The organism is Methylobacillus sp., assembly GCF_036844465.1.
Lineage (GTDB): Bacteria > Pseudomonadota > Gammaproteobacteria > Burkholderiales > Methylophilaceae > Methylobacillus.
The window spans coordinates 40323-56301 of the sequence record NZ_DAIUFW010000001.1 but is presented as its reverse complement, the minus strand read 5'-3'; the positions used below and the strand labels follow the sequence as shown (position 1 = coordinate 56301).

The following is a 15979-nucleotide window of genomic DNA, read 5'->3' as shown; positions in this document are numbered from 1 at the left end:
AATCCTACTATCCTTGTTTGAATCAGTGCTATGCATGCTGCGTGGTCGCGAGCTCGCACATAATATCGGCCACAGTAAAAAATGAACCAAAGACGATAATTCTATCATTTTCGCCAGCATCATTACAGGCTTGACGATACGCGTTGCGTACATCGGCATGGATCTGTACCAAACTGGATGATGAAGCCTGAGCCATCACATATTCTCGTAATTGTTCTGCGCTGGCGCCGCGCGCATGCCCCACGCCAGCGATATACCAGGCATCGATATATGGCGTCAGCACCTGTATCACGCCTGCAATATCCTTGTCGGCCAACATGGAAAATACGGCCAAAGTGCGACCAACAACAGGATGCTGCGCCAGATTGGAAGCCAATGCCTTGGCGGCATGCGGATTGTGCGCCACATCAAGGATGACCTGCGGCTGCTCGCGGCAAACTTGGAAACGCCCATTCAAGACCACCTGCTGCAACCCTTGCCGCATCTGCACCAGCGTGACTGGCAATATCTCTTGCAGGCAATCAACAGCATTGATGACACTGGCTGCATTATTGAGCTGGAAACTGCCAGATAGTGCAGGCAACGGTAACTGGTATTCCTGGCTTCCTGCGCGATAGTGCCAATCCGATTGTTGCGCCTGGAAGCCAAATTCGTGCCCTATCCTGCGCAGATCAGTTCCAATCTCGGCTGCATATGCCTGGAGAGACAACGGTGGATCATTATCTCCACAAATCGCCGGCGCTCCAGGCCGGAACACGCCCGCCTTTTCACGCCCTATGCATTCGCGGTCATTGCCGAGAAAATCCATGTGATCGAGGTCTACGCTGGTCACGATGCTGCACTGCGGAGCAAACACATTCACTGCATCCAGACGGCCACCAAGGCCCACCTCAAGAATGCCTACATCCACCTTGGCCTGCATCAAACTCCAGACTGCGGCCAGAGTACCGAACTCGAAATAAGTCAGTGCGGTATCAGTCTCCTGCCGCGCCTGCTCTATTGCCTGGAATGCCTCCACCAAGACCTCATCCGCAACCTCTGCGCCGCCGATCCGCACACGCTCGTTATAACGGATGAAATGAGGCGATGTATAACATCCCACCCTGTAACCTGCCACCCGGTAGATACTTTCCAGCATGGCACAGGTTGAGCCTTTGCCATTGGTACCTGCCACTATGATGATAGGAAACTGCGGTACAAGGCCGAGCCGCTGACGTACCTGTTCGACGCGCTCCAGCCCCATTTCGATGGAAGCTGGGTGTAGAGCTTCAATATAAGTGAGCCAATCAGCCAACTCATGAAAATCAGGTAAAGATAAGGAAGATGTCACTGAATAATTGATCAGAATGGAGTCTAAGCAGCATTGGCAGGCATGCGCATTAAGCCGGTCATCAAGGTCGCCAGCCTGTCACGCATTTCACGTCTGTCGACAATCATGTCAACAGCACCATGCTCCAGCAGGAATTCTGAACGCTGAAAGCCTTCAGGCAAGGTTTCGCGTACAGTCTGCTCGATCACGCGTGGGCCTGCAAAGCCGATCAATGCCTGCGGCTCGGCCACAATCACATCGCCCAGCATGGCGAAACTCGCCGATACCCCGCCCATGGTAGGGTCGGTCAATATCGAGATATAAGGCAAACCAGCCTTGCTGAGCTTGGTCAGCGCAGCACTGGTCTTGGCCATCTGCATCAGAGAGAACAAGCCTTCCTGCATGCGCGCGCCGCCGCTGGCAGAAACACAGATGAATGGAGTGTGATTATCGATTGCAGCCTGCACACCGCGAACAAAACGCTCACCGACCACAGAACCCATGGAACCGCCCATGAACTTGAATTCAAACGCGGCGACCACCACGCCCACGGTCTTGATGCTGCCTTGCATGACAATCAGCGAGTCCGTCTCTTCCATTTCCGACTGAGTGGCTTTTAGCCTATCCACATAACGCTTGCTGTCCTTAAACTTGAGCGGATCAATCGGCTGCACTTCTGCACCAATTTCTGAACGCCCTTCCGGATCAAGCAATAAATCCAGGCGCGTGCGCGCAGAGATACGATTATGGTAAGAACATTTGGGACAAACTTCTGCATTGCTTTCCAGATCAGTGCGATAGAGCACCGCCTCACACGAGGGACATTTACTCCACAACCCTTCAGGCACGGACTTGCGGCTATTGCCTGCAGGTCGGTTGATTTTGGGAGGCAGAAGTTTTTGTAACCAGCTCATGGTTTTTCCTTTGTAGAAAATGAAACACCCGGCCAGCGGCCAGCCTGTTTCCTTTCATGAATAATGAGGGCGTTTCACCCGCATCAGCACTTGATCAATCAGGGGTCAATCGCCACGCGCAATGTTTTGGTCAACTGTGACAGATTGTCCAGCAAGTTTGCCTCAGTTGATTGCTCGATTTCCTGAATCATGCGGCTGCCAATCACTACGGCCTCTGCCACATCAGCAACCGCCTTGGCAGTCACCGCATCCCGCACGCCGAAACCCACGCCGATAGGTAAATCCGTCTGACCACGGATAGATTGCACCTTGGCGCTCACTTCAGCAATATCCAGATTCTGCGAGCCAGTCACGCCTTTGAGCGATACGTAATACACAAAGCCGGCAGCCTGACGCACAATCATATCCACCCGGCCCGGCTCTGTCGTCGGGGACAACAGGAAAATCGGATCCAACTGTTGCGCCTTAAGCAGCTCGACGAATTCCTGGCACTCCTCAGGTGGATAATCCACCGTCAATACGCCATCAACGCCCGCTTCGCGCGCACGCTGGGCAAAGGCTGCCTGACCCATGGCCTCTACCGGATTGGCATAACCCATGAATATAATCGGGGTTTTATCGTCTGTGCGGCGAAATTCACGCACCATGTCCAATACATCGCCCAGACTGACGTGATGGGCCAAGGCACGCTCGGCGGCACGCTGGATTACAGGACCATCCGCCATCGGGTCAGAAAACGGGATGCCAAGCTCGATCATATCGGCGCCAGACTGCACCAACGCATGCATGATGGCTACCGTATGTTTAGGATGAGGATCACCGGCAGTAATATAAGGAATCAGTGCTTTTCTGTTCTGCGACTTCAACGCCGCAAAAGTTGCTTGAATTCGTGACATGTGCAAAACCAGTTTAGAGGGTAATACCAGCCAGGCTGGCTACCGTGTTGATATCCTTGTCCCCACGACCGGACAGATTGACCAGCAATACCTGGTCTGGCGACATGGTAGCGGCAAGCTTCATGGCATAAGCCAATGCATGGCTGGATTCCAGCGCCGGGATGATGCCTTCCGTGCGGCACAGGATATGAAAAGCATCCATCGCTTCATCATCTGTGATCGCAACATACTCAGCTCGCTTGATGTCCTTGAGCCAGGCATGTTCAGGCCCTACTCCCGGATAATCCAGGCCCGCGGAAACAGAATGCGTCTCTATGATCTGGCCGTTTTTGTCCTGCATCAGATAGGTGCGGTTGCCATGTAGCACACCCGCTGGGCTGTTGGCGGTCAATGGTGCCGCATGCTTGCCGGTCTCGATGCCGTAGCCTGCAGCCTCGACACCGATCAAGCGCACGCCTTCAACATCAATGTAAGGATAGAAAATACCCATCGCGTTGGAACCGCCGCCGACACAGGCGATCACCGCATCCGGCTGGCGACCGACCATTTCCTGCATCTGCTCCTTGGCTTCAATGCCGATCACCGCCTGGAAATCGCGTACCATCATGGGATAAGGATGCGGCCCGGCAACAGTGCCGATAATGTAGAAGGTATTGGAAATGTTAGTGACCCAGTCGCGCATCGCTTCATTGAGCGCGTCCTTGAGCGTTTTGGAGCCGCTTTCCACTGGCACCACCGTGGCACCCAGCAGCTTCATGCGGAATACATTAGGTGCCTGGCGCTTGACATCTTCAGCTCCCATATACACCACACACTCCAGACCCAGGCGTGCAGCAATCGTGGCTGTCGCCACGCCATGCTGGCCAGCGCCGGTCTCGGCGATCACGCGCGGCTTGCCCATGCGCTTGGCCAGCAATGCCTGGCCAATGGTGTTGTTAACCTTGTGCGCGCCGGTGTGATTCAGGTCTTCGCGCTTGAGATAGATTTGCGCGCCACCGACCTTCTTGGTCAGGCGTTCTGCGTAATACACCGGGCTGGGTCTGCCGACAAAATGCTTGAGGTCATAGGCGTATTCGGCAAGGAACTCAGGATCATGGCGATAACGCTCATACATGACGCGCAACTCTTCCAGCGCCTCAATCAATGTCTCGGCCACAAAAATACCGCCGTAAGGGCCAAAATGCCCTCTTTCGTCCGGCATGTCATAACGCTGCATTCTGTACTCCTTGCATGAATGCGGCAATCTTGTCCGCATCCTTGATTCCTTTGGTTTGTTCAACGCCGCCGCTGACATCGACCGCATAAGGCCGCACCTGGCAGATGGCTTCAGCTACATTTTCGGGATTCAATCCGCCTGCCAGCACGATGGGCATCGGAAATCGGTCAGGGACCAAGTCCCAATTAAACACCAATCCGGTACCACCTGCCACGCCCGGTAAATAAGCATCAAGCAGCAGGGCCTTGGCGTCGTTGTATTGATCTGCGTATTGTAGCAAATTTGTCTCATTCCTGACGCGCACTGCCTTTATGTAAGGCAAGCCATAACGGCGACAGGCATCAGGTGCCTCATCTCCATGAAACTGCAATACGTCCAGCCGAAGCCGGCTCAACACATGCTCTATCTCGCTGGAGGCGGCATCCACAAACAAACCGACGACACTGACGAAAGGAGGTAATGCAGCCACAATTTCTGCTGCCCGCTGGATATCGACATTTCTTGGACTGGGCTCATAAAATACTAAACCAATTGCATCGCAACCATGGCCGGTAGCTGCCAGTGCATCTTCAACTCGGGTAATGCCACAGATTTTGACGCGTGTTCTCAAGCTTGAAACAGGCCCAGGATCGAAAGGCGCTAGGGTACCCTAAAGTCGGTTTCATGTCACAAAAAATCAGCGGCCTCAGCCAATGCCGAATTGCAGCCTGCGCTCGGTGACAGGCAACCCCCAATGAGTATCGTATCCCACACCCGTGAGATATAAGCCATCGGGTGAGAAGGTCGGTGGAGAAAGGTTGCGGTCTCGGCTTTCCAGCAACGCTGCCATAAAGTCCGGGGGATATTTACCCTTCCCAATATACACCAGGGCACCCACCATATTACGTACCTGGTGATGCAAAAAAGCATTGGCGCAAAAATCAAAAACCAAGCTACTGCCGAAAGCGCTGACAGAAGCATGATGCATAATCTTGACCGGGGATTTGGCCTGGCACTCCGCCGCGCGGAAGGCACTGAAATCGTGCTGGCCGTATAAATGGGTCATCGCCTGCTGCATAGCCTCCAGATCAAGTGGCTGGTGAAACCAGCCCGCTTTACCCGCCATTATCGCAGACGCTACAGGCTGGTTGATAAGCCAATATTGATAGCTGCGCTGATAGGCATCAAAACGCGCGTGGAAACGCTCATTCACTTCGGTTGCCCACAACACACGCACGCTGGCAGGCAGCCTGGCATTCACTCCACGTACCCATGCATTTTGTGGTCGCACAGCTACCGTATCAAAATGTACCACTTGGGATAAAGCATGCACTCCTGTATCGGTGCGCCCGGCAGCGGCCACGCGAATGCTGTGGCTGGCCAGCTCTGAAAGTGCCGCTTCCAGCGTGTCCTGCACCGCAAGCCGATTGGGCTGGCTTTGCCAGCCACAAAAACCAGCACCGTCATATTCAATTCCTAATGCCAGCCTCATTATCCGCCCCATTCCATATCGCTACCCTGTTGTGTCTTTAGCTTCCATCATCATGCTATTTGACATAAAAAAGCCGGGTATAACCCGGCTTTTGTTTAAACATTCAATCCATATCAAGACAAGCTGTCAAGAATCGACTGGGCTTTCTGCTTCTGTCTCGGGCCGCCTTCTTTCAGAATTTCCTCCAGCAACTCGCGCGCGCCCTCATTGTCCCCCATATCCATATAGGCAGTAACCAGATCCAGCTTGGTATCCACATCAGCAGATTCCTCTACCAGATTCTCTGCTTCCAACTGCGGCCCGCTTGCTGGCTCGTCCACAACATCCAGGCTGATACCGGAAAAATCGATATCTGCAGCAGTAGTTGCAACATCGGCTTGGTCTTGCTCGTCGACTTCAAAATTGAAGTCAGGCAAATCCACTTCCTCAACCGTACTAGCAACTAACTCTGTCTCTGACAGCGCACTATTATCCGTGTCCAGGTCTATTCCTGCAAAATCAAATGTGGGTGCTTGATCATCCTGAATCTCATCCAGTTGAATATCAGCAAGCCCTGAGTCTTCCTGAGGAATAGCTAATGGCTGCCCTGCCTCTGAAGCCACTGGCTCGGGCAGATCAACATCCTCATTTCCGGTCAGGCTGATTTCCGGCAGATCAAAGTCAATATCAGGTAATGTATTTTCTGTAGCAACCCGTTCCTCAACATCAGGCTCGGATAACTCCACTTCTGGCAAGGCAATCTCTGGCAAACTAAAATCTGTATCAATAGTTGCGGATAAAGTTTCTTCTGCCTGCAATGGCGTGTCAGGTTCCTCAATTTCAGGAATGAAGAACTCGGTTGCCGACTCTGGTTCTGCAACTGTTTCCTCAACCTTGTCACTGCCAGACAATTCGGGCAAATCAAAGTCAGGAATGGCAACATCCAGTTCGTCAATATCCATCTGCAAACTATTTTCGGCTGGTGGCTCTGGCAGATCCAACGTGAAATCAAGGCTGTTATCTACCTGTGTATCCCCCGTTGCATCAGACTCTATCGCCCCATTGCCTAACGCCAGAGTATCCAGGTCAAAATCCAACGCAGGCAACTCACGATTTTCGGAGTCAGGGCTGCCTCCCTCGATTTCAGACTCATCTTCAGTGCTTGAATCCGCAATTAGAGTGTCGCCCTCTGTCCCAAAGCTCCCTGCTGCTGTCAGATCAGCATCATCAAATGACGGCTGATATGCCGATGCCGCATCACCCTGCTCAGATTCATCAGCCTGCAATGCCTCAGGTGTCGTTGTAGCTGTTTTCTCTTCAGTCACTCCCTTGGTCAGATTGTCTTCCGAGTACAGGGGATTATCAGGCTCCAGCTTGCGTCCCATGGTAGCCACTTTGCCCCAGATCGGATCGGTAGCGCCCAAGGTGGTATAGATTTCACCAGCGACTGTTTCAAAGGCCGAAGTATCATTGCGCGACGCAAAAATCTCCAGCAGCTTCAGGTGCAGCTCATGGCGGCCCGGCTCTTTGACAATCGCATCCTTGAGGATTTCCTCAGCCTGGGCATCACGCCCATATGCCATATAGACTTCAGCCTCGGCAATAGGATCGACATCCTGCGTATCTATCATCCCGCCAGTATTCTGAGAAAAATCGTTGAGGAACGAGGTATCGCCGGCACTGACAGTGGCTCCGGCAGTATTGCCAAATACTGTAGTAGGCTTCAGGCCGCCAGCAGTCAGGATATCCTTTTCAAAACTGTCCAACTCGCGCTTACGCCGGTTGCGCATGTATAGCCAGCCACCCAATAGCAAGATGACAGCACCGCCGCCCAATGCCAACGGTAGCGGATCACCGCCGGTCAACTCATCAAAGAAGGAAGGTTCTGATGCAACTGGTTCAGGGACAGGCTGCGGCACGGGCTTCGCTGGCGCTGTTACATCGCCCGCAGGTGTTGTTTCTGTATTGTTTTCCTCGGCAGCAGACTCTTCGGCAGGTAGCGCTACTTCCTCAGGTTCTGGCTGAGGCTGCGGAGTAGATTCGGCAGGAGGATTCTCTACCTCTTCCTGTGTGGCAGCAGGCTGATCTGCATTCTGCAGGTTGGCCAACGACTGATTCTTGATAGCCAGCAGTTTCTGCATGTCTGCAATCTGCTTTTCCAGCATGGCAGTACGCTCGGAAGCTTCCTGCAGGCTCTTCTCCTTGGCGGTCAACTCTTCCTGCAATGCATTCAACCTGGCCTGGTCCGCATTGCTGCTGGAAAGTTTGACCACATCCCGCGGACCTGTAGCAGGTGGCACGGCCTGGTCTGTCGCGGGAGAGGAAATACGCCCGGAAGCCGACTGTTGCGCGCCGCCCTCTGCGGAAGGCGCGGCTTCAGCCACCAGGCCAGCCAAACGGTTGCGATAGGCATTCCAGTCGGCAGTTTGCACCTTGACCTCGCGTGTTGCTTCCGCAGGTGTGACCTGCTGCAACTCGCTGGCATTTGGCACGCGCAGAATCTGTCCGGTTTTCAAGCGGTTCATATTCTTGCCGACAAAAGCATCTTCATTGGCGCGATACAGGCCAACCAGCATCTGGTCCAGGCTCACACCCTGCACCTGATGCTCGCGTGCGATTACACCCAATGTATCGCCTCGAGCAGTCATATATGTTTCTTCAGCGCCAGAGGCTTCTGGCTTGGCCTTTACGGGCGCAGGAGCAGGCTCACGTTTTGCCGTATTCGCAGCAGGCATGGCAGGCTTTGGCGTTGCAACAGGCGCTGGCGTAGAGGCAACAGCTCCGGACGGCAACTGCACGCCGTTATAAACCTGGGCCTGATTGTTATATCCAGGCGGATCAAGTAATACGGTATATTCACGCAACAAGCGGCCTGTCGCCCAATCCACCTGGATCAGCATATCGAGGAAAGGATCACTGATTGCCTGGGCAGTAGTAAGCTTGAGAACGGGCGAACCGTCAGCACGCTTGCTGACAGTCACCTTGATCGCGTTATGAATGGCAGTACGCTCCACGCCTTGCACATTATAGGCTTCCGGCGATGCTATGCCTGCCGTTAATGAAGCCAACTCATCCGGCGTGGTAGAGAGTAATTCGATTTCTGCGGACAAAGGCTCACCAAGCCCGGACGTCACTGTCAATCGACCCAGACCTGCAGCATCAACGGCGAGCGGTGCAAACGCCAGCAGGACTGCAAGTGTGACTCCCTTTAATTTGGACTTATGCACTATTCCACCCTTATCAACTTTTCAATAGCAATTATTAAGCTAACATCAATCAGTTACGGTTTCAAGCTGATATATAACTTTATATTGCCAACCTTAACGTGGTCAGTCGAAAGCTATTTGTACTTAATTACAGGCAAAAAGCCGTCTCTAAAAATCAAGCTTCAACCAGGATACGTAGCATGCGGCGTAACGGCTCTGCCGCACCCCACAACAACTGGTCGCCGACAGTGAACGCAGAAAGATACTCTTCCCCCATACTTAGCTTACGCAGGCGGCCCACCGGTGTCTGCAAAGTACCAGTGATAACCGCAGGGCTCAGCTTGCGCATGGTCGCCTCACGTTCATTGGGCACAACCTCGGACCAGGCATTGGCCTCTGCAAGCATGCTGGTAATTTCATCTAACGGCACATTACGCTTGAGCTTGATGGTCAATGCCTGAGAATGGCAGCGCATGGCACCGATACGCACGCATAGGCCATCAATCGGCACAGGGTTGGATTCGCGGCCAAGAATCTTGTTGGTTTCCGCCTGCCCCTTCCACTCTTCCTTGCTTTGGCCGTTGCCCAAATCCTTATCTATCCATGGAATCAGACTGCCAGCCAGCGGCACGCCAAAATGCTCGGTGGGATACTCGGCACTGCGCAAGATTTCCGCCATCTTGCGATCAATATCCAGAATCGCGGATGCAGGGTCTTGCAACTCGGTAGCCACACCGGCATGGGCCACGCCCATCTGCTTAATCAGCTCACGCATATTTTGCGCGCCCGCGCCTGAAGCCGCCTGATAAGTCATGGATGTTGCCCATTCCACCAGGTCTTCCCTGAATAAGCCGTTCAAGGCCATCAACATGAGAGAAACAGTGCAGTTGCCACCAATCCAGTTGCGCCCGCCTGCGGCCAGCGCATTCTTGATCACGTCCAGGTTGACCGGATCAAGGATAATGACCGCATCCTTATCCATACGCAGGGTGGATGCGGCATCAATCCAGTGGCCTTGCCAGTCTTCGGCGCGCAGCTTTGGGAAAATCTCGCTGGTGTAATCGCCGCCCTGACAGGAAACGATAATGTCCATCGCCTTGAGCTCGACGATAGATTTGGCATCTTTGAGTGGCGGAGTGTCTCGGCCAACGGCAGGACCAACGCCACCAGTTTGCGAAGTGGTGAAGAACACCGGCTCAATATCGCGGAAATCATTTTCCGCAACCATGCGTTGCATGAGCACGGAACCCACCATGCCACGCCAACCGACAAAACCCACTTTTAGCATTATCTTTTCCTGATTTGACAGCCCTCTCCGGGCCAATGAGCTGGTCTGAAACCAGTGCTATCCGAGCCAATGAATATATCCAACGGCTTCGGAGAGTTTTTCATTATAGCGCTGCCACCACGGCATCGCCCATTTCGCTGCATTTGATTTTGCGGGTACCCTCGGTCCAGATATCCGCAGTGCGGTATCCTTGCTCCAATGCTTTCTTCACGGCATTTTCCACACGGTTGGCATTCGCTTCGTCATTAAAGCTATAACGCAACATCATTGCGGCAGAGAGGATGGTAGCCAATGGATTGGCGATATCCTTGCCAGCAATATCCGGCGCAGAACCATGGCTGGGCTCATACATGCCCTTGTTGTTCTGGTCTAGCGATGCGGAAGGCAGCATACCGATGGAGCCGGTCAGCATGGAAGCCTCGTCGGACAGAATGTCGCCGAAGATATTGCCGGTCACCATCACATCGAATTGCTTCGGCGCGCGAATCAGCTGCATGGCTGCATTGTCCACGTACATATGGCTGAGCTCTACTTCGGGGTATTCCTTGGCTACTTCAATCATTACCTGACGCCAGAGCTCTGTGGTTTCCAGCACGTTGGCCTTGTCCACGGAACAAACCTTCTTGTTGCGCTTCATGGCAATCCCAAATGCCACATGGGCGATGCGACGGATTTCGGATTCGTTGTAGCGCATGGTGTTGATACCTTCGCGTTCGCCATTGTCCAGCGTGGAAATACCGCGCGGCTGGCCAAAATAGATGTCACCCGTCAGTTCACGCACGATCATGATGTCCAGACCTGCCACCACTTCTGGCTTCAGCGTAGAGGCGGAAGCCAACTCGGGGTACAGCAAGGCAGGACGCAAGTTGGCGAAAAGGTTTAATTCCTTGCGAATACGCAACAAGCCGCGCTCGGGACGCTGGTCACGTGGCAGGCTGTCGTATTTCCAGTCGCCCACTGCGCCCAGCAAGACAGCATCGGCTTCCTTGGCGAGCTTGAGTGTAGCGGCAGGCAATGGGTCGCCGGCAGCCTCATAGCCAGCACCGCCGATAGGAGCTTCCTGCAAATCAAACTGGATATCCAGCGCCTTCAGCACCTTGACGGCTTGCGCCACGATTTCCGGACCTATGCCGTCGCCCGGCAATACTGCAATTTTCATACTCGCGTTCCCACATTATTGAATTAAATGATTAAATCAGGCCGCCTCCCTGTGGCACGGCCCGGCAGCATCAGTTGAACAGCCAAGGCTGGGCAGCCTTGTGCCTGGCCTCGAACACCTTGATCTCATCCACATGCTGCAAGGTCAGACCGATGTCATCCAGGCCGTTCAGCAGACAATGCTTGCGGAAGGCGTCCACATCAAAGCTATATTGCTGGCCTCGTGGGGTCTTGATGGTCTGCGACTCCAGGTCAATCAACAGGCGATAGCCTTCCGTAGGCTCCACCTCCTGGAACAGTGCATCCACCTGTTCGGCAGGCAGAGTGATGGGCAGGATGCCATTCTTGAAACAGTTATTAAAGAAAATATCTGCAAAACTGGGAGCGATAATGGCGCGGAAGCCATAGTCGAGCAACGCCCATGGCGCATGTTCGCGGCTGGAGCCGCAGCCGAAATTCTCGCGCGCCAGCAATACGCTCGCGCCTTGGTAACGCGGCTGATTCAGCGAGAAGTCCGGGTTAAGCGGTCGCTTGCTGTTGTCCATGCCTGGTTCGCCATGGTCGAGATAGCGCCATTCATCAAAGGCATTGGGGCCGAAACCCGCACGCTTGATAGACTTGAGAAACTGCTTGGGAATGATGGCATCGGTATCCACATTGGCTCTATCCAATGGCACCACCAGCCCGTTCAATTGGGTAAATGCTTGCATCACTATTCCAGTTATTTGGTTGATTTTTGAATGGCCTCGCCAGCCTGTTCGATATCCTTGCCTACGCCATTGATGGTGTTGCAGGCAGTAAGCGAAAGGCTGCCCAGCACCAGCAATAACATCATCGCGATCCGCTTCATGGGCGTTTTCCTTCCGCCAGAGTTTAGTTCAACAGCTGGCGGACATCGACAAAATGCCCGGTCACCGCTGCCGCAGCGGCCATTTCAGGGCTGACCAAGTGCGTCCGCCCGCCCGGCCCCTGGCGGCCTTCAAAGTTGCGGTTGGAAGTGGAAGCGCAACGCTCACCCGGCTCCAGCCGGTCTGCATTCATGGCCAGACACATGGAGCACCCTGGCTCACGCCATTCAAACCCGGCCTCCTTGAAAATCTTGTCTAGGCCTTCCTGCTCGGCTTGCGCCTTGACCAGGCCGGAACCAGGCACCACCATTGCCAGCTTGACGTTGGGCGCTACATGCTTGCCCTTGGCTACGGCAGCCGCAGCACGCAAATCCTCGATCCGGGAATTGGTGCAGGAGCCAATAAAGACCTTGTCGATGTTGATCTGCTCTATCGGGGTATTGGCTTCCAATCCCATATATTGCAAGGCACGCTCTATGCCGCCGCGCTTGGTTGGATCGCTTTCCTGTTCCGGATCCGGCACTTTACCATTGACGGCGGTCACCATCTCCGGGGAGGTTCCCCAAGTCACTTGCGGCTCTATGTCTTCGGCCGTAAGCTCGACCACCGCATCGAATTTTGCGCCCTCGTCACTATGCAAGGTGCGCCAATAGGCCACGGCAGCATCCCATTGCTCCGCCGTGGGCGCATACGGACGGCCCTTGACATAGTTGATGGTAGTGTCATCCACCGCCACCATGCCTGCACGCGCACCTGCCTCGATCGCCATATTGCACAGCGTCATGCGCCCTTCCATGCTCAAATCTCGAATGGCGGAGCCAGCAAACTCGATGGCGTAGCCAGTACCGCCGGCCGTGCCGATTTTTCCAATAATAGCCAGCGCAATATCTTTGGCAGTCACGCCCAAGCCTAACTTGCCTTCTACACGCACCTGCATAGCCTTGGATTTCTTCTGCACCAGGCATTGGGTCGCCATTACATGTTCGACTTCCGAAGTGCCGATACCATGCGCCAGCGCGCCAAAGGCGCCATGAGTGCTAGTATGGGAATCGCCGCAGACCACGGTCATGCCAGGCAAGGTCGCGCCCTGCTCTGGACCCATGACGTGCACGATACCTTGACGCGCATCGCCCATTCTGAATTCGGTCACGCCGAAATCGCTGCAGTTCTGATCCAGTGTTTCCACCTGCAGGCGGGAAATCGGGTCGGCAATGCCCTGACTGCGGTCCGTAGTCGGCACATTGTGATCCGGTACCGCGAGTACGGAATTGATGCGCCACAGCTTGCGCCCGGCCAACTTCAGGCCTTCGAACGCCTGCGGGCTGGTCACTTCGTGCACCAAGTGGCGGTCGATATAAATCAGCGCAGTGCCGTTATCTTCACGCACTATATGGGAATCGAATAATTTGTCGTAAAGCGTTTTTGCTGACATACGATCTTTCTGAAACGAATATTGCTTGGCTACCCTGTTTTATATGCGGGCAATTATCACAGATTCAATGACTGCAATCTCAATCGCGAAAGTTGCCGAACTGCATCGGGAAATCCGTAATGGACTTCCTGACAAAGGCAATCGCCTCCTGCAGCACGTCGCGCTTGGCGCCCGTCACGCGCACTTCGTCGCCCTGAATGCTGGCCTGCACCTTGAGACCGCTATCCTTTAGCAGCTTGACAATTTTCTTGGCCAGTTCGGCATCAATGCCAGCCTTGATCTTGAGCACCTGCTTAACCTTGTTGCCAGATATTTTCTGCACGTCCTGGTGATCCAGGCGCTTGGCGCTGTCGGCCTCCTTCTTTTCCATCGCGGGCAGGAGGATGGCCTTGATCTGGTCGAGCTGGAAATCCGAATCGCCATGCAAGGTGATCAGGCTATCCTTTTCGTTTAGCTCGACACTCGCGCTAGTACCCTTGAAGTCATAGCGGTTAGTGATCTGGCGGCCAGCGACATCCACCGCATTCTTCAATGCGACCATATCGACTTCAGAAGAAATATCAAATGAAGGCATCGTTATCTATCCTCATGCAAATTCAACACTACATGCCGGCAAACCCGGCATAAAGCATGCAATTAAAAATACTCAGCACATGCAGATGCTGTAACACTCATTCAAAATGGCAGACATAGTCCAGCGTTTCTGTTACTTCAATATCGAAGCTGGAATTGCCTGGCACAGTGAATTTCTCACCTGCACCATACACCTTCCACTCGTTTTCGCCATTGAGGCGCACCTTGCAGGCGCCGCTGTTGATTTCCATCAGCTCGGGAGAGCCGGTATTGAACGTCAGTGTACCGGGGAAAATCACACCCACGCTCGCACGCGTGCCGTTCGGGAACAGCACGGTATGACTAACACACTTGCCATCAAAATATACATTGGCTTTTTTCTTGACGCTTACATTGTCGAACTGTGCCACGATGCTTCTCCTGAGAGTTGGGTTGATTATTTCTTGTTACGCAGGTTTGCTGCGATACGCATGCGCAAGGCATTCAGTTTGATAAAGCCACCAGCATCACGGTGATCGTAGGCGCCCGCATCGTCCTCAAAGGTGGCAATGGTAGAATCGAACAGCGAATCCGTCTTGGAATCGCGGCCGGTTACAATCACATTGCCCTTGTACAGCTTGAGCCTAACCCATCCATTGACGGTCTGCTGGGTATGGTCGATCAATGTTTGTAGGGCAACGCGCTCAGGGCTCCACCAGTAACCGTTGTAGATCATGCTCGCATAGCGCGGCATCAGGTCGTCCTTCAAGTGCGCCACTTCGCGGTCAAGAGTGATGGACTCTATCGCGCGGTGCGCCTTGAGCAGGATGGTACCGCCAGGAGTTTCATAACAGCCGCGCGACTTCATGCCCACGTAGCGGTTTTCCACCAGATCGAGGCGGCCAATACCGTGCTTGCCGCCCAGACGGTTCAATTCCGCAAGGATTTCATGCGGCTTCATCGCCTTGCCATTCAAGGCGACCGGATCACCATGGCGATACTCAATCTCCAGATATTCCGCTTCGTCCGGCGCACGCTCGGGAGACACAGTCCAGCGCCACATATCCTCTTCAGCCTCGGCAGCCGGGTCTTCCAGATGACGGCCTTCGTAGGAAATATGCAGCAGATTGGCATCCATACTGTATGGGCTGCCGCCCTGGCGATGCTTCATCTCGACGGGGATACCGTGCTGCTCGGCATAGGCCAGCAGCTTCTCTCGACTAAGCAGATCCCATTCGCGCCATGGTGCAATCACCTTAACACCGGGCTTGAGCGCATATGCGCCCAGCTCGAAACGCACCTGGTCGTTGCCCTTGCCGGTGGCGCCGTGGGAGATGGCGTCGGCGCCGGTCTCGTTGGCGATCTCGATCAGGCGCTTGGCGATCAGCGGACGGGCGATGGAAGTACCCAGCAGGTATTCACCTTCGTACACGGTATTGGCGCGGAACATCGGGAACACGAAGTCGCGCACGAATTCCTCGCGCAGGTCGTCAATATAGATTTCCCTGACGCCGAACTTCTTGGCCTTTTCGCGCGCAGGCTCCAGCTCTTCGCCCTGACCGATATCCGCAGTAAAGGTCACCACCTCACACTGATAGGTATCCTGCAACCATTTCAGGATCACGGAAGTATCAAGGCCGCCGGAATAGGCCAGCACAACTTTCTTTACATCACTCATTTCGCTGTTTCTTTCTCGATCAATCCAGTTTT

15 protein-coding genes are annotated in these 15979 nt (G+C 54.0%); all 15 read right to left on the bottom strand.

What is annotated here, in order from left to right; all coding sequences use genetic code 11:
* Positions 1-28: 28 nt before the first annotated feature.
* The gene (folC, locus tag V7Z75_RS00285; RefSeq protein WP_334106270.1) at positions 29-1330 is read right to left on the bottom strand and encodes a bifunctional tetrahydrofolate synthase/dihydrofolate synthase; all 1302 of its coding nucleotides are present in this window, start codon (positions 1328-1330) and stop codon (positions 29-31) included.
* 23 nt (positions 1331-1353) lie between these two features.
* Positions 1354-2223, bottom strand: coding sequence for an acetyl-CoA carboxylase, carboxyltransferase subunit beta (gene accD, locus V7Z75_RS00280; RefSeq protein ID WP_334106268.1), 870 nt, complete (start codon positions 2221-2223; stop codon positions 1354-1356).
* A 98-nt stretch (positions 2224-2321) separates the two neighbouring features.
* The gene (gene trpA / locus V7Z75_RS00275; protein ID WP_334106266.1) at positions 2322-3119 is read right to left on the bottom strand and encodes a tryptophan synthase subunit alpha; all 798 of its coding nucleotides are present in this window, start codon (positions 3117-3119) and stop codon (positions 2322-2324) included.
* A 13-nt stretch (positions 3120-3132) separates the two neighbouring features.
* On the bottom strand, positions 3133-4335 hold the full coding sequence (trpB, locus tag V7Z75_RS00270; RefSeq protein WP_334106265.1) for a tryptophan synthase subunit beta: 1203 nt from the start codon (positions 4333-4335) through the stop codon (positions 3133-3135).
* Complete coding sequence (locus V7Z75_RS00265) at positions 4322-4945, bottom strand: phosphoribosylanthranilate isomerase (protein WP_334106264.1); 624 nt, start codon at positions 4943-4945, stop codon at positions 4322-4324. Before V7Z75_RS00265 ends, trpB begins: the two co-directional genes overlap by 14 nt.
* Before the next feature lie 75 nt (positions 4946-5020).
* Positions 5021-5806, bottom strand: coding sequence for a tRNA pseudouridine(38-40) synthase TruA (truA, locus tag V7Z75_RS00260; RefSeq protein WP_334106262.1), 786 nt, complete (start codon positions 5804-5806; stop codon positions 5021-5023).
* Positions 5807-5919: 113 nt separating this feature from the next.
* Positions 5920-9012, bottom strand: a complete 3093-nt coding sequence (locus V7Z75_RS00255; RefSeq protein ID WP_334106261.1) for a FimV/HubP family polar landmark protein — start codon at positions 9010-9012, stop codon at positions 5920-5922.
* Between the two features lie 154 nt (positions 9013-9166).
* Positions 9167-10279, bottom strand: a complete 1113-nt coding sequence (gene asd, locus V7Z75_RS00250) for an aspartate-semialdehyde dehydrogenase (protein WP_334106260.1) — start codon at positions 10277-10279, stop codon at positions 9167-9169.
* 103 nt (positions 10280-10382) lie between these two features.
* Entirely contained in the window at positions 10383-11438 is a 1056-nt protein-coding gene (leuB, locus tag V7Z75_RS00245; protein WP_334106258.1) for a 3-isopropylmalate dehydrogenase, read from the bottom strand.
* 70 nt (positions 11439-11508) lie between these two features.
* Entirely contained in the window at positions 11509-12147 is a 639-nt protein-coding gene (gene leuD / locus V7Z75_RS00240; RefSeq protein WP_334106256.1) for a 3-isopropylmalate dehydratase small subunit, read from the bottom strand.
* Between the two features lie 11 nt (positions 12148-12158).
* A complete protein-coding gene (locus V7Z75_RS00235) occupies positions 12159-12287 on the bottom strand; it encodes an entericidin A/B family lipoprotein (RefSeq protein WP_334106254.1) in 129 nt (42 codons plus the stop codon).
* A gap of 23 nt (positions 12288-12310) precedes the next feature.
* Complete coding sequence (leuC, locus tag V7Z75_RS00230) at positions 12311-13717, bottom strand: 3-isopropylmalate dehydratase large subunit (RefSeq protein ID WP_334106252.1); 1407 nt, start codon at positions 13715-13717, stop codon at positions 12311-12313.
* A 79-nt stretch (positions 13718-13796) separates the two neighbouring features.
* Positions 13797-14291: a YajQ family cyclic di-GMP-binding protein gene (locus V7Z75_RS00225; protein ID WP_334106250.1), complete on the bottom strand. Its 495-nt coding sequence runs from the start codon at positions 14289-14291 to the stop codon at positions 13797-13799.
* A gap of 97 nt (positions 14292-14388) precedes the next feature.
* Positions 14389-14700 carry a pyrimidine/purine nucleoside phosphorylase gene (ppnP, locus tag V7Z75_RS00220; protein WP_334106249.1) on the bottom strand — a complete coding sequence of 104 codons (312 nt, stop codon included), beginning with the start codon at positions 14698-14700 and terminating at the stop codon, positions 14389-14391.
* A gap of 26 nt (positions 14701-14726) precedes the next feature.
* Positions 14727-15947: an argininosuccinate synthase gene (locus V7Z75_RS00215; protein WP_334106247.1), complete on the bottom strand. Its 1221-nt coding sequence runs from the start codon at positions 15945-15947 to the stop codon at positions 14727-14729.
* Positions 15948-15979 lie beyond the last annotated feature (32 nt).